Raw genomic sequence first — 14,699 nt, forward strand, 5'->3', positions numbered from 1 at the left:
CTCTGAACCCGACTCAGTACATCGAGCGCCTGCGCCGCGGGGAGTAGGGGAGGGCTATCCCCCCAGACATCGGCATTCTAAGGTCGGAGCCTTCCAGGCGAAGGAGCGCTCCATGACGGCCAGTCCCCTGTTCGCGGAGGGAGAGACGCTGTGGTCTCCCCACGTGCGCGCCAACCCGTTCCCCCTCTACACGCGCATGCGGGAGGACTTCCCCGTCGCCCGGATCACGGATCCGCAATTGGGGCAGCACTTCTGGCTGCTGACGCGCTACGAGGATGTGGTCTCGATGGTGAGGGATACTCGCTTCACGCAGGATCCCACCCGCCTGCCCGAGGACGTCCGGCAGCGGTTCTTCGGCCATAAGATGAGGTCGCTCAGCCGGCACCTGCTGACCGTGGACCCGCCGGACCACACGCGGATGCGCTCGCTGGTGTCCAAGGCCTTCACCCCGCGCCGCATCGAGGAACTGCGCCCGCGCATCACGGCGATCTGCTCGGAGCTGCTGGAGGGGCTGAGGGCCCAGGGCTCCGGGGGGGACTTCCTCAAGGTGGTCGCCTTTCCGCTGCCTGTCATCGTCATCGCCGAGCTGTTGGGGATTCCCCCAGAGGACCGCGATCGGTTCCGCGAGTGGACGCAGACGTTCTTCGCCCCTCCGTCGAAGGACTCCCAGGAGAAGGCCCGCGAGGCCTACCAGCACTTCTTCAAGTACCTGGAGGCGCTCTTCGAGCAGCGCCGTCAGCAGCCCCGGGACGATCTGATCAGCGCGTTGATCGCCGTCCAGGAGCAGGAGGATCGGCTGAGCGGTGAGGAGCTGATGAGCATGGTCTTCCTGTTGCTCGTCGCCGGTTATGAGACGACCGCGAACCTGTTGGGCAACGGCTTGCTGGCGCTGTTGCGGCATCCGGATCAGCTCCAACGGCTGCGGGAGGAGCGCTCTCTCATCCCCTCGGCGGTGGAGGAGATGCTGCGCTACTGCGGCCCGTTCGAGCTGAGCATCCTGCGCTTCGCGAAGGAGGACCTGGAACTGCACGGCCAGCGCATCCCGGCCCATGAGGCCGTCCGGGTGAACTACCTGGCCGCGGACCGGGATGCCGGGCAGTTCTCCGAGCCGGACCGGTTCGACGTGGGGCGCACGCCCAACAAGCACGTGGGCTTCGGCCATGGCATCCACTTCTGTCTGGGAGCGCCCCTGGCCCGGCTGGAGGCCGTCGTCGCCTTCGAGCTGCTGCTGGAGCGGCTCCCGGAGATGCGCCTGGCCACGGCGCCCGAGAAGCTCACGTGGCGCCCGAGTGCCCAGGCTCGTGGGCTGGTGGGTCTGCCCCTGGCGTTCTAGGGCGCCCATCCGTCATCGAGCGCACCCCAGCGGGGGCCGTCACATACGGGCCCCGGGAGCGCGACGATGAGGCTCCCGCCGCGCCCGTGGACCTCTGGCTCAGAACTTCTGGACGTAGCCGTCCGCCCTGTCGAACCCGGGGGTATTCCGCATCGAAGCGGCTTCGGCGGGAACGGGGACGTCCGGCGTCAGCGGACTCTCATCCCTCTCGAAAGCTGTCAATGCGTACGGAACGATGTTCAGCGCGAAGGCGCCGCCGTTGTTGTCTTCATTGCTCTCGGCGATGACCTCATTCACGTCTGCAATCAGCACGAGGTTGTAGGGACCCGGTGCAATGTAGGGAGAGAACGTGATGGACGTGGGGGGCAAGGAGAAGGTCCCCGCGCCAGCACCGATGGAGACCCCGCCGATGTAGCTCAGCAGTTGATGGTTGGCGTCGGCCAGGAAGACGCCGACCGTGGACGGGTAGGCGGCGGGGCACCGGGTGAAGAGATCGAAAGAGAAGCTGGTGGTGCCTCCAGGCTGAATCGTCGAAGGGCTCAGCGTTCCGGCCGTGAAGTAGAAGTCCGGCTGCTTGGGGGTGCCAATCAGGGTGTCATCACCTTTGGGAAGGGTGTAGTCCACTTCAGCCTGGATGTACCAGGTCTGAGGCTGGCAGGCCGCCATGATGGCGTTGAACTGGGCCCGCGCGGCTTCCGGGAGGTTGCCCGGGTAGAACTGGTACGTCAGCGTTCCGGAGGGCGGGTAATGAAGCCCGGTACCCGAGCCCAGGTAGATCTGCGTCCAGCCCAGCTGCACGCGTTGGGTAAGAGTCGTCGAAGTGGTGGCCAGATAGAAGTACACATTGGCCGAAGCCATGTATGAGCTTCCACCCAGGCGATAGGTGACGGTGAACGGTTGGTAGGGGTCGGTGATGGTGGCAGGCGCAGTGATGTCGAAGACCGACACCTGCGCCGAGGCGGGGCTTGCCACGACAAGGGACACCGCGAGAATCACTGCCGCCAGGAATCTGGATTGGGTCATGAGTGGGATGGGGCTGGGGTTTTTATTGATTCAAACAGAGAGACCGTACTGCGGGACCACCTGGGTGGTTGCCCGGCTTGTCCGGAGTTCCCTTCCATGGGCCGGGCAGGTCCACCCAGCGTGAATGAGCCGGCGGCTCGGAAAATGATGCAGAAAATCCGCAGGCCGATGCGTTGATTGCCTCGGTGAGTGGAATTGACGGCATCAGCTCGCGTGTCCGGCCCGTTCGGCTCGCGCTGTTGCTTGGCGCAGAGGTGAGCCGCTCGTCAGACAGCGGCATCCCGGACACGCGGAGCCGGATGCGACAGGAGGGCCACGAGGCGGGGAAGAACCTCGGACTGTTCGGCTTCACATCACGTCGGATGGGACGCTATCATTCCTCGCCGTGCTGACCATCCGCGAAGCCCAGATGGACGTGCTGGCCGAGGCCCGGTTCGACCACCTCAAGCAATGGCTCCTCCCCCACCTGCGCGCCTCCTTCGCAGTGGAGGTCGCGGACAAGGACGATGACACCCTGCGGGGCTTCATCGGGGCGGGGGTCGAGCGGGCTCGGACCTACGGAGCCACGCGCGCGGCCACCCTCTGCAAGTTCGTCCACCTATGGGTGCTCTTCGGAGACGGGCTCGAGGCACTCCCCTGGGCCGAGCGCGTGCTTCGAGATCCCTCCCTCCAGGATCCCAACACACGGCTCGAAGTCCTGGCGCTCGTCGCCCGGGAGCACCTCGCGGAAGAGGAGGATCGCGCGTGACCTTCATTGATGATGGCGAGGGCGTCCGTCCGCCACCCAGAGACCTCAAGCGTAAGCTCGACGAAGCCAACCAGCATGCGGAGGAGCAGGCCCCGACCACTGATTCGAAGAACCGGTGCATTGAGGAGGACTTCATCAACGATGTCACGCCCGCCATCCAGGTGCGCACCACGCCGGGGTGGTACGACAGCGCCGACATCACCCACTCGACACCCGCCCAGGTCGTTCTCTCCATGCGCGAGACCCGGCCGGCACTCCCCTACCGGGGCTCTGGAGTCGTCACGGTGACGGCGGGGAATGCCGCGCTGTTCTCCGACCCCGAGTGTACGTCGCCGGCGCTCCAGGCCTACGGGCGAGACGAACTGCTCGCGGGCGCGCCGCTCTACGTCCGCGGCAACGCCGTGGGTGACGTCGACCTCCAGCTCACGCTGACGCCTTCCGGTGACGCGCAGATCGTCGTCCACGGCCCGGCCACCGCGACGGTCACCGTCCAGGAGGTCAACATCGTCACGCCTCACGTGCAGCTCGTCGAGAGCACCGGGTGGCTGCTGGCGGACAAGGGGCACGCCGCGCCCGCGTGCATCGAGGCCTGGTACACCGAGTCGACGGGTGCCCCCCCCTATCAAGGCCGAGCGGAGCTCCTCTTCGACGCCCAGAAGCTCGAGTTCTTCGAGGACGAGGGCTGCACCACCCCCGCGAACACGAAGCTCCCCAATGGAACCACGGAGGGCAACAAGAAGCGGCTCTTCGTCCGTGGCAAGGAGGTCGCGAGCCACGCCCTCCGCCTGAAGCTGGACGACTCCGGTACTCCGCGGGTCCGGGTGCTCGAGGGCCAGGACGTGGCGCTGGAGGTGAAACAGGCCAAGCTCGTGAAGCCCTGCCTCGAGGCGGAGTACCAGGCCCTGCTCGTGCCCCACCGGCTCCTCCCGCATGAGGGGACGCTCAAGAGCGCGTACCCCACGCCCCCGTCGCGCCTCGAGCTGACCCTGGAGCAGGATCAGCCAGGGCTCACCTATGGCGGTGGAGCCACCCTGAGCTTCAGCTCGGATGTCGAGCTGTTCACCGATGAGGCCGGTGACAAGCCCGTCCAAGGCTTCGACGGCAAGAAGCTGGTGCTCGACCGGGACCTGCTCGCGGGAGGCAAGAAGGTGACGCTCTACCTTCGGGCCAAGGGAGCCGGTCCGCTCGAGGCGACGCTCGCCCCGGAGGCGACCTCGAAACTGGGCGCCCTCGCCCAGCGCTCCGTCTTCGTCGCCCCCAATGCCGTCCTGAAGCTGGTGGCGGTGCAGCTCGAGCTGGAGCTGTACGAGCACAGCAAGCCGCACAGCCAGGTCTTCCGCGACACCCAGGCCCCCGCGGCGGCGAAGCTCTCCGACGAGCAGAAGGTCAAGCGCGGCGGCATCGTCCAGGTGCAGGACAACGGACACCACGTCCGCGCCAAACTGGTGGTCAAGAAGCCCGCGGACGAGCTGTGGACGGTCGGTGGGGACGGCTGCAAGGTCGTCCTGGGGCAGACGGCCCGGAGTGGTGGCCTCAAGCTCTTCAAGGGCGACATCGAGCAGGTCTGGCCGCTGTCCCTCGGCCGGGCGGACTTCAGCTCGGGCGAGGTGAGCCTCTCCATCGAAGGCAGCGCCGCGACGAACGACTTCCGCCACGTGTGCATCGACGTGGGGCTCGACCGTGCCGGCGGGGGGCTCGCGCACACGCCCAAGCGCAACGGAGACTTCGCGCTCGTGACGGTGGTGGCGTTCGAGAAGCTCACCCCCGATACCGCCGACTACAAGCAATACATCAACCTGCCCGTATCGGGCTCCCACCCCGAGCACGGAAGGAAGCTCAAGAGCCAGGCCAAGCTCACCAAGCCCCTGAGCGACGTCGAGATCCTCTTCACGCTCATTCCCGTCAACACCAACCAGGCCAACCTGCCGGCCGCCATGAAGTACCAGGAGCCCAAGGACATCGACGCCGCGGTGAAGACGGATGCGCAGGGGATCGCCACGTCCGCGGAGCTCGAGGTGTCACGCTTCACGAGTGACAAATTCACCGTCGCCGCGTACGTCAAACAGGCCCCGCCGGTGAAGGACAGCGCCCCGTCCGCCTCGTGCTCCAAGCCCATCGAGGTCTGGCAGGAGGTCTTCTACAAGTACGCGACGATGACGCAGGACAACGGCACTGCGTACACCGACAAGTCGGCCACGCTGGAGGGCGGCTTCGCCACGAGCAAGCTGAAGGTGACGCGCCTCGGAGCGGTGGCCACGCCGCTGCACAAGCGCTTCCTCAAGGCAGCCGACTCCCAGAACTGGATGAACGGCGTGCTGGGAGCGCCGGGCGACCGGCAGATGAACATCGCGTTGATCGACACCATCCTGGGCAATCCCAAGGATACGGGGTTCAACTGGGCCAACCTCAACTTCCAGCCCGCCCAGATCGATCTGCCGAACGTCTTCGACGACTCCGACCTGGCCAACAAGGCCACGTGGCTGCGCTCGGCCCAATGCCAGGTCACCTGGAATGGCAACGCCGTGAACATGCGCCCATACGTCACGCTCGTGGCCAGCGGGGGCGGGGCGCACACGCTCAGCTGGGATCTCTCCGCTCTGGGGCCCTACACCGCACCCGGGACGGTGGCCGTCGCCATCACGCTCACCCCGAATAACGGCCCGCCGCTCGTCCACCATTACCCGGGCCTCAACCCGGCCTCCTACTCCGTCCCCATCCCCGCAGGGGCCACCTTCGATCTCTCCTCGCAGGCCCAATGGCTGGCCCAGGCGACGTGCAGCATGCTCGTGGGGACGGCCGGTAACGTGGACATCTCCACCACGACGACGCTCACCGTGAACAACGGCGTCTTCCGACTGGCCTGGTCGACACCGGCTCTCGCGCCCTTCGATGGAGCAGGCACCGTCGCGGTCTCCTTTCTTCTCATCGAGTACCCGGTCCTCTCCGGCATCTCCTGGGGGGCGACGACGATCGTGGGCATGCGCTTCCGCCAGGGCACCCTCAACCAACCGGACGAGAACACCGTCCTTCACGAGGCGGGGCATTACCTCGGCCTCGCGGCGAGCACGCTCCCCAACGAGACGGGGACCGCCAACGGGCACTACTATTTCCTCAACGGCCCCCACTGCCGTGCCAATGGCAACACCTGCCTCATGTACGACACGGTCAGCCCGAGCGTGACCTTCTGCGATACGTGTCAGGACGCGATCAAAGGCCGGGATTTCCGCATGCCCCCCGTCCAGGGCTCGGCCCCGTTTTGAGAGGGAGCCTGGCCAATCCCGCGGTGCTCGCGGGGCTGCTGCTCACCCTGGCCGGGTGCCCCCGCGGCGCCGGAGAGCCGCGACAAGCGACACAGGCACCTCGAGCACAGGTGCCCCCCCACAGCCCTGAAAGGCAAGGCGATATGAGCGACGAGGCCGAAGTCCAGCTCCCCGCAGCGCTCTGGTTCGGAGAAACACCCCACTCGAAGAAGCTCGCCCCCGGTGCCCTCGGGCTCGATTTCACCGTCGCGCCGGCACGCGGGCCCGAGGGGCCCACGGTGGCCCTTTTCGGCGCTTTCGCCTTGAGCGCGCCCTACACGCTCATCTACCGCGCGCAGCTGTCGAGCGCGATCCACATCGTCGCCGTCCACGCGAGAACGGGCCGGGTCCACGTCAACAAGCCGGCGGACCCCAACGCGCTCCCCATCTCGGCGACGATGCCGAAGGATCTGGACGCCGCCATCGCCCAGGCGAATCCGCTCGAGCGGGGCATGGTCGTGCAGACGTTCTTCAACGTGGATCTCGCCGCGCACCTCGTGCTCCCGCCCGAGGAGGGGGACTACCACGTGTTCCTCTGGCTGGATGACCGGGTGACGCCGGTGCGGACGGTACATGTCCCGGCCAATCCGGCGAGACAGTCCTTCGGTGGCGGTGTGGCCATCCCGCTGGCACTGGGGGACACGGCCTCCTCTCCCCAACCCCGCGACGGGGCGATCGCGCTCGAGCGGCCCGCGGACGGCACCCGGCTGTTCGGTGCGCTCCCGGCCTCCGCCCTTCCCCAGGAGCCCGAGGCCGCCGGAAGCCCACCGCCACCGCTCACGCTGCTGGCCTTCTGTCAGCGAAGCCGGAACTTCGGCTGGTCCACCGTTCCGGTGGCGCGGGAGATGCGCGAGGCGAAGAGCCACGCCTTCAGCTTCGAGCCCTCTGCCCTGGTGCGCTGTGGCGACGTTCCCGAGCAGACCTACCTGCTGGCGATGTTCGGAGCCCTGCGCTCGGACGTGGTGAAGCTTCCGCAGTCCTCACGCTGAACCGTTTGCGTCAAGGAGTGACAACCCCTCCGTACAAGCACCGGCCGCTCCTTCCTCGCTTCCTGTCTCGCCACCGCTTCAGGCGCCACGCTCGCCTCCTCCTCTCCCGCTTGGGGGAGCCGACTCCAGGACGGGCAAGCGCCAGAGCAGGGGCTCACGCTCCTCTCCGCGCCTGAGGGCCGGGCTCGTCACACTCTGAGGTAGCGGGGCCAGCTGTGCTTGCTCGGGGGCTGGGAAGGGGAGGAAGGTCGCCTTCCCCGCGAACAGGTGGCGGTCGAAGCGCACGTCGATGCGAACCGCGCCTCCAGGTCCGGCCAGTGCCAGGGCCTGCAGAGTGGCGTGGAGCAATTGGCGCGAGAGCACGAGGGCGTCGGCCTGGACGTGCACCGGCTCCTGCTCGCAGAAGACCAGCTCGACTCGCTGGCGGAACGCCTCTTGCCGGAGCAGCTCGCTCAGCTCCCGCACCAGCTCGGTGAGCGCAATCGGGCGGAGCTGCCCCACCTCCAAGGAGGCCAGGGTACGCCAGAGGAGCGCCCGATGGCGGATGTGCTGAGCGGTCTCCTCGGCCAGATGCAGCAGGCGGAGGGCATACTCGAAACGGCTTGCCGTGCCCTGACGGGTGGCCATCCGAAACCCCTCGCGTGAGGATTGCCTCAGCCGGTTCACCTCCTTGTGCAACACGCAGAGGGGCTGCTCGTCTCCGGGAGCGGCCAGCACCTGGCGGATGTCACTCTCGAGCTGGTGCAGGAACAACTCCGCCTCAATGCCATGGGCCGCGCAGAGCAGCATGTCGCGAAGCTGGCTCGAGGCCTCCAGCCGTTGAACCCCGACGCAGAGTGCTCCGGCCACCCCGCTCCCTGCGTCCCGGATGGGGATGCCCTGACCGGTGTAGAGATGGAAGCGATTGATGAAGTGCTCGGGCCCCACCGCCTCGAAGTAGCCATGCATCGCCAGCGGGGTCGCCAGGCCATTGGTGCCACACACCTCCTCCGACAAGAGGGACCCTGGACCTGGCAGCCACTTGGGGCCGTTTACGGTCTCCTTGTCCCCCACGAAGCAGAGCACGACCGCGTGGGAGTCGGCGAGCGAGACTGCATGGCGCTCGAGCCCCACGGCCCTGGAGAGGGCTTCCATGTAGGGCCGGGCAGCAGTGATGAACGTCTGCTGCTGCTCGAGGAGCCGCTCGGTGTCCAGCACCGAGAGCTGCTCCGGTTGCGGCTCCTTGGGGTTCACCCCCAGCTCATGTGATCGCTCCCAGGCCCGGAGCACGGGCTCGCGAAGCAGCGAGCCGTCGATGAGTCCCGTGGAGACGTAGCGCTCCCACGCTCGTTGGGTGGATTCGGTGGTCAACCCTCCTTCTCGCGTGCCCAGGGGGTCAAGCATTGGCTCCAGTCCTCCAGTCCGCGCACGAATCCGCGCCGGTCATGGGCTCAACAACACAGGGAACCTCGATCGAGCCCGGAGCCCTCCGCTCCATGACCGCCCGCGAGTCGGAAAGCAGGGTCGTGGAGACGTGCAGGCCCAAGCCTGCCAGGTAGATTGGCTGGCCGATTATCACGAGCATTCGCGGCGACGATTCGCACCCGGTCTCCAAGGGATGCCTTTGCTGGAAGGCCGCTCGGTTGCAGCACTATCAGGAGAACGCGGATCGTCTCGAGTACCCGCTGCGCCGCGAGCCAGACGGAAGCTTCGTGACGGCGGTCGCGCGTTCGCGTTCTACGGCGGTGGAAGAGAGGCCGTGTAGAGGGAGAGGGCTGGAGGGGATGGGCCGAGGAGGGCCGCTGAAGGGGCCGCCCGAGCAGTGCGAGTACTTCTGATGGATGGGCACGGAGGTGCGCCCTCGACGCAAGGCCCCGCTCACTCTTTGGGGAGCGGCGTTGCAACAGAGGGCGCTCGCACCAGGGCCTCCCGGAACTGGCCCTGCCTGGCCGCCACGCACACGGTGTAGCCATCCAGCACGCCACACGTGAGCTCCGGACGCTGGAAGGCCGCCGTTTGCTTCTTTCCCACCACGTAGAGGGTGTCCTCGGCGAAGCGGCCACTCTGGACGTCGGACCGCAGCGACCTGCAGGCCGCCATGGCTTGGGACGCGTCAATGCGGGCCAGCGCGGCGCTGTTGGTCGTCACTCCCCTGCGGTAGGCGAGATCCCCGAAGAGCAAGTACGCATCATCTGGGAAGATACCCTCTTCGCAGGGCTCGCCCGCGCCCGGGAGGATGGGAGGGAAGAGCACGATGTGCCGGTAGAAGGGGTCCACGCGCTCCCACTCCGGGGCCTGCAGCCGGGGCCACGGATGGGAGGGGAGGAGGTTCCCCCTCCACATGTTCGGCGTATCCACGCCTTGGATTGCCACGGCCCCCAGCAACAGGGCGACGAGCACACGCGGGTGCTGCCGCCAGCGCCACACGGTGAGCGCGAGGACTCCCGTAACCACCGCATAGTTGAGCAGCCAGATGAAGCGGCCCGAGGACCGAAAGGGGGCCAGCAGCGGCAGGAGGGGCTCCACCGCGCTCCGCATCGTCAGCACGTGGTGGCCGGCGGCAGTCACCACCGAGGAGAAGGCCAGGAGCGACAGGAGCAGCACCACGACCACCAGCGGCAGCTGGGCCTTCACGGCCGCCTTCGCTTGGGGCCACCAGCGCGCGGGCCACTCCAGCAGCGCCACCGCGGAGAGCGCCAGGCTGCCCGTGCCCAGGTAGCCGAAGCCCTCGTACTGTCCCTCGCCCACGCTCCAACCCGGGAGCACGCTGGACCAGCCATTGGGGTTGATGAGCGCCAGCAGATCGGCGCTATAGAAGCCGAAGCCGATGGCCTCCGAGCCGACGCCCTGCCCCACGTAGCCGAACAGCACAAAGGCCCCCACCGCCACGCCGACCACCCCACCGAACGCCGCCGCAGCCGCGCGCCAGGACAGGAGGTGCTCCACCCACGCCAGCGTGACCAGCAGCGACGCCGTGAGGGCGAGGACCATCATCTCCAGGTAGGGATGGACGCCAGCGGCCAGGACATTGAGAGCGAGCGCCCAGCCCACCGTCCTCCAAGCCGCCCGGGAGTCCGCGTGAGGGCGCAGGTGGAGCAGGCCCATCGCCAGGAGCATCCAATGGGCGCAGAGCGTGTCGTGCCCGACACGGAAGAGCAGCACGGGCGAGGTCACGAACAACGCGGCTCCCAGCAACCTCGGCATGAGCCGGGGAGAGAGCCGCTCCATGAGCTTGACGCCCATCCACCCTTGGAGCGCGAAGCAGAGGGCGAACCAGAGGCCGACGTAGTGGAAGTCCTGGGGCAGCCAGCGCGAGAAGGGCTTGAACGCGAGCGCGACCCACGGGTTCGAGTCCATGAAGCCCACCGCCACGGTCATCGGATGGATGAGGGTGGGGGTGCTCCCCAGCGGAAAGCTCCAGGGCACGTTGCGGAAGTGAAACCAGCCGAGCACATGCTGGGCAAGGTCCCCCCGGGACACTGGGCGCAGGTTCGTGGGATCGAGCAGCCCTGGGCCGAACGCTGCCAGGAACCAGACCACTCCAAGGATGGCTCCCAGCCAGGGCAGCAGGCGCTCCCACCGGCTCGCGGGCAGGGCCTCGGGGGAGCTCAAGAGGTTTCCCCGGTGCCGCGGCTGCCTCCGAGCCGGGCCCTCATCACGCGGGAGGTGGCCAGCACGTCGAAGGGGGCCTCGTGCACGCTGACGACGGTTTTCGTTACCACCGCACACAACTCCTGGAGAGCCCTCCACGGGACGCGGACACCGCGGAGGCCATCGGGATGGGTCATCGCCATAGCATGTTGGCCGCGGAGGCTCGCACGTTTTTTGTGCGAGAGGCGCCCCCGTTCGTCGCCGGGCCGGCGGAGAAGGGATTCATCTGCAGCAGACACACGCCAGTCCAGCCCAGGCCGGCAGCCCAGGTGGGGCGAGGCACAGGATGAGGCCTGCAGTTGTGCTGGGCTGGGAGCAGCAGACACTGCTTTGGCTCAACACCACGCGCGCTGGGGTGGCCCCTGCGCCGGGGCTCGCCTCGGACGTCCGCTGGGTCAAAGGCGATTGTCTGGGCTTGATGCTTTCGCGCTTCACAGGGTCCTCTTGACGAGATGTAACAGTGCTTATATATCGTGACCATGGCTCCTGCTTCACCGACGTTGGGCACGCTCGTGCGGCACTTGATCGAACTGCTCGACCAGGACGTCGAAGCGGCCTATGCGGCCGCCGGGCTGACGTGGCGACCGCGCTACACCCCCGTTCTCCGTGTCCTCATGGCAACCGGGCCCTCCTCGATCCGGCTGTTGTCTCGCCACATCGGCATCAGCCATTCGGCCGTGAGTCAGACCGTGTCGCAGATGGTCAAGGACGGGCTGGTGGAGCTCAGGCCTGGCGAGGATGCGAGGGAGCGGATCGTCGTGTTGACCGGGCGGACCGAGAAGATGATCCCGGACCTGCAGCGGCAGTGGGCCGCCACCAACGCCGCCGCGGCTCAGCTCGACGCGGAGCTTTCCGCTCCGCTGTCACGAATCGTCGGCGAAGCAATCGAAGCGCTCACGCAACGTCCCTTCGGGGAGCGGATCCAGCAACAAGCCAAGGCCTTGGCCGCGAAATCCAAGTCGTAATCAATCCTTTCATTGTCGGAGCTGCTCATGCGTTTGAAATTGATTTCAGCCGCCGCGATGGCGCTCGTCCTGGTCGGTGGCCCCACGGCCGCGGAGGCTCAGGTGCGCACTCCCGTGACAGAGGCCAAGGTGGCGCAAGTCCTGTCGCCGGTCCAACGTGACGCGGTGCTGAGTGCCGTCAAGGCCGCCTACCAGAAGGCTTATGTGTTCCCCGAGAAGACGCCCGCCATCCTCGCGAGACTGGACAAGGCCAAAGCGGCCAGACGGTACAACGTCGAGAATCCCAACGAGCTCGCCGGCCTGCTCACCAGCGACCTGCGGGAGGCGAGTCAGGACCACCATGCGTTCATCGAGTACAACCCGCAGCGCTATGCCGCGGCGACAGTGCCGGCCTCGGGCCCGCCCGGCCAGGACCTGGCGGGCTTCGACGCTGCGGCCGCGCGCCGGGATAACCATGGCCTGACCGACATGCGGATCCTGGCCGGGAATGTCCGCTACCTGCGAATCGCCGGGTTCCACTGGATCAGCGACGAGACCGGCCAGGCCTATGACGAGGCGATGCGCTTCCTCAAAGGCGGCGACGCCGTGATCATCGACCTGCGCGGAAATGGCGGCGGGTCCTCCGAGGCGGTGCAGTATCTGGTCAGCCACTTCCTGAAGCCTGGAACGCTCGAGATCACCTTCCTTCATGCCGGGCGCGAACCCGTGCAGACGCGGGCACTCGACAACCTCCCGGCGGGTCGGATGCTGGGCAAGCCGCTCTACGTCCTCATCGACCAAGGCTCGGCTTCGGCGGCCGAGTCCTTCGCGTACGACGTGCAGCAGTTCAAGCTGGGCAAGCTGGTCGGCTCGGGCACCGCCGGCGCGGCCAACAACAACGATTTCGTACCGATCGCGCCGGGCTTCATGTTGAGCGTCTCGACCGGGCGTCCGGTGCATCCGGTCAGCAAGAGCAACTGGGAGGGCACCGGCGTGACCCCGGAGATCGCCACCTCGTCGGAGCAGGCGCAGGACGCGGCGCATGCGCGCGCACTGCGGGAGCTCCTCGCGGCGAATCCCGACCCCAGCGTCGGAGCCGACTACACCTGGGCGCTGCTGGCGCTCGAGGCTCGCCTCCATCCCGTCACGCCTCCCGAGGCCACGCTCCAAGCCGCGCCCGGTACCTACGGCAAATACGTGGTGACCGCCGAAAAGGATGGCCTGTGGATCGCACGTCCCGGCCATCCGCTCTGGCCGGCGCCACGGCACCTGACGCCGTTGACGAACGACGGCCTGTTCGCGGTGGACGGGGTCGACATGCTTCGGATTGGCCTCAAGCCGAACACCCTGGAGCTGTGGTGGAAGGGCGAGGCCACGCCTCGTCTCCTGAAGCGGGATTGAGCGACGTGGGACGTTGAAGAGCAGGAATGACCGCTCGGGGTCCGCGGGCGGACTGAAGGTCATGACCAAGGCTCCCGGCTGACCGGGGACGTTCACGCTGCGATTCGGGCAAACTGCACCCGAATCGTCACACGGGAGGCGCCAACGCATGAATACGCCACCATCGCCACCTGGAGCGGAGCGGACTGACGGCTCATCCGTCCAGATCGGCGCTCTCGTTCCGCTGACTCGGCCTGGCTGGGTCGAGGCAGGCCAACACTTGCTCGCTGGACTCGAGCTGGCCGTTCGCGAAGTCAATGACGCCGGTGGAATCACCGGAAGACCCCTCGAGCTGGTGGTCCGAGACACCGCGGCTGATCCACAGAGGGCCGCGGCGGCCGTAGACGAATTGGCTCGCCTGGGCGTGGCTGCCTTGGCGGGGGAGTATCACAGCGTCGTCGCTCGCGCCGCTGCCGCCAGGGCCGACGCCCTCGGTCTGCCGTTCCTCTGCTCATCAGCGGTTCTCGACACGCTCACCGAACAGCCAACGGAATGGGTCGCGCGCCTCGCCCCGGCGCAGTCCCACGGCTGGCGGATCTACGCAGACTTCCTCCTCAGCGCGGGCCACCGTCGAATCGCCGTAGCCGCCGAGTCGAGTGTCTACTGGGCATCTGGGACCCGCATTCTGCGGGACTACCTCGCTCCACGCGGCGGCACCGTCATCGAACTCGACATGCGCACGCTCGCCCTCACGGCCGTGTGCGACGAGCTCGTCCACAATCGCGCGACAGCCCTCCTTCTTCTGGTCGGCCACCCGGAGCCGGCAGTGTCGATCGTCAAGTCCGTCCGCCACGACCAGCGCCTCGCCGAGCTCATGATGGGTGCTCCGGCCGGGCAACCGGAGTTCGCCGAATGGGCGACATTGCTGGGCGACGACAGCGCCGGGATCCCGTTCTTGCGCTACCTGCCCGAGCGCCTCAGCCCACTCGGTGCACGAGTCGAGACGGCCCTCCGCGAGCGGCTGGCCAAAGCGCCCTCCTTCGTCGCCTTCGAGGGCTACGACACGGTCGCCGTCCTCGCCGAGGTGCTGCGTTCTCACGGCGCGGATCGGGCGCGCACTGCCGAAGCCTGGCCGCGCGTTGCAGTCGAAGGCACCCGCGGGCAGATCCAGTTCTCCCGCACGCCAGGCATCAGCGTTTGGCAGTGGGCTTGGACGCCAATCCAAGTCGTTGATCGAGATCCGGCGGAACCCGAGCGCTTTCGGATCCTTCACGCAGGCTGAGTGAGCACGGACGTCCGACTGCCCAGCCTGGGAAGGTGTCTGGGAAGGTGTCTGGGAAGGTGTCTGGGAAG

10 protein-coding genes are annotated in these 14,699 nt (G+C 67.3%); 7 read left to right on the forward strand and 3 right to left on the reverse strand.

Translation table 11 applies throughout. From position 1 onward, the window contains the following. Nucleotides 1–112 precede the first annotated feature (112 nt). The gene (locus OV287_RS14745) at nt 113–1,333 is read left to right on the forward strand and encodes a cytochrome P450 family protein (RefSeq protein ID WP_267534647.1); all 1,221 of its coding nucleotides are present in this window, start codon (nt 113–115) and stop codon (nt 1,331–1,333) included. Nucleotides 1,334–1,432: 99 nt separating this feature from the next. Here OV287_RS14745 and OV287_RS14750 read toward each other — a convergent pair whose 3' ends face one another. Beyond that, nucleotides 1,433–2,305: a hypothetical protein gene (locus tag OV287_RS14750; protein ID WP_267534648.1), complete on the reverse strand. Its 873-nt coding sequence runs from the start codon at nt 2,303–2,305 to the stop codon at nt 1,433–1,435. A 436-nt stretch (nt 2,306–2,741) separates the two neighbouring features. Here OV287_RS14750 and OV287_RS14755 point away from each other — a divergent pair, with 436 nt between their 5' ends. The 3 genes from OV287_RS14755 (at nt 2,742) to OV287_RS14765 (ending at nt 7,392) form a co-directional block, all read left to right on the forward strand. Continuing rightward, nucleotides 2,742–3,104: a hypothetical protein gene (locus tag OV287_RS14755; protein WP_267534649.1), complete on the forward strand. Its 363-nt coding sequence runs from the start codon at nt 2,742–2,744 to the stop codon at nt 3,102–3,104. Further along, nucleotides 3,101–6,364: a hypothetical protein gene (locus OV287_RS14760; RefSeq protein ID WP_267534650.1), complete on the forward strand. Its 3,264-nt coding sequence runs from the start codon at nt 3,101–3,103 to the stop codon at nt 6,362–6,364. The genes OV287_RS14755 and OV287_RS14760 overlap by 4 nt, the downstream gene beginning before the upstream one ends. Nucleotides 6,365–6,507: 143 nt before the next feature. Next, nucleotides 6,508–7,392: a hypothetical protein gene (locus OV287_RS14765; RefSeq protein ID WP_267534651.1), complete on the forward strand. Its 885-nt coding sequence runs from the start codon at nt 6,508–6,510 to the stop codon at nt 7,390–7,392. 78 nt (nt 7,393–7,470) lie between these two features. Here OV287_RS14765 and OV287_RS14770 read toward each other — a convergent pair whose 3' ends face one another. Both OV287_RS14770 and OV287_RS14775 read right to left on the reverse strand, forming a co-directional pair. Next, nucleotides 7,471–8,742: a sigma-54-dependent transcriptional regulator family protein gene (locus OV287_RS14770; RefSeq protein WP_267534652.1), complete on the reverse strand. Its 1,272-nt coding sequence runs from the start codon at nt 8,740–8,742 to the stop codon at nt 7,471–7,473. 507 nt (nt 8,743–9,249) lie between these two features. Next, on the reverse strand, nt 9,250–10,983 hold the full coding sequence (locus OV287_RS14775) for a DUF6311 domain-containing protein (RefSeq protein WP_267534653.1): 1,734 nt from the start codon (nt 10,981–10,983) through the stop codon (nt 9,250–9,252). Between the two features lie 551 nt (nt 10,984–11,534). Between OV287_RS14775 and OV287_RS14780 the strand changes: the two genes are divergently transcribed. The 3 genes from OV287_RS14780 (at nt 11,535) to OV287_RS14790 (ending at nt 14,628) form a co-directional block, all read left to right on the forward strand. After that, a complete protein-coding gene (locus OV287_RS14780) occupies nt 11,535–11,987 on the forward strand; it encodes a MarR family winged helix-turn-helix transcriptional regulator (RefSeq protein WP_267542348.1) in 453 nt (150 codons plus the stop codon). A gap of 27 nt (nt 11,988–12,014) precedes the next feature. Further along, the gene (locus OV287_RS14785; protein ID WP_267534654.1) at nt 12,015–13,367 is read left to right on the forward strand and encodes a S41 family peptidase; all 1,353 of its coding nucleotides are present in this window, start codon (nt 12,015–12,017) and stop codon (nt 13,365–13,367) included. 148 nt (nt 13,368–13,515) lie between these two features. Next, nucleotides 13,516–14,628 carry an ABC transporter substrate-binding protein gene (locus OV287_RS14790; RefSeq protein ID WP_267534655.1) on the forward strand — a complete coding sequence of 371 codons (1,113 nt, stop codon included), beginning with the start codon at nt 13,516–13,518 and terminating at the stop codon, nt 14,626–14,628. Nucleotides 14,629–14,699: the final 71 nt, after the last annotated feature.

Source organism: Archangium lansingense (assembly GCF_026626635.1).
In the GTDB taxonomy this organism is placed as follows: domain Bacteria; phylum Myxococcota; class Myxococcia; order Myxococcales; family Myxococcaceae; genus Archangium; species Archangium lansingense.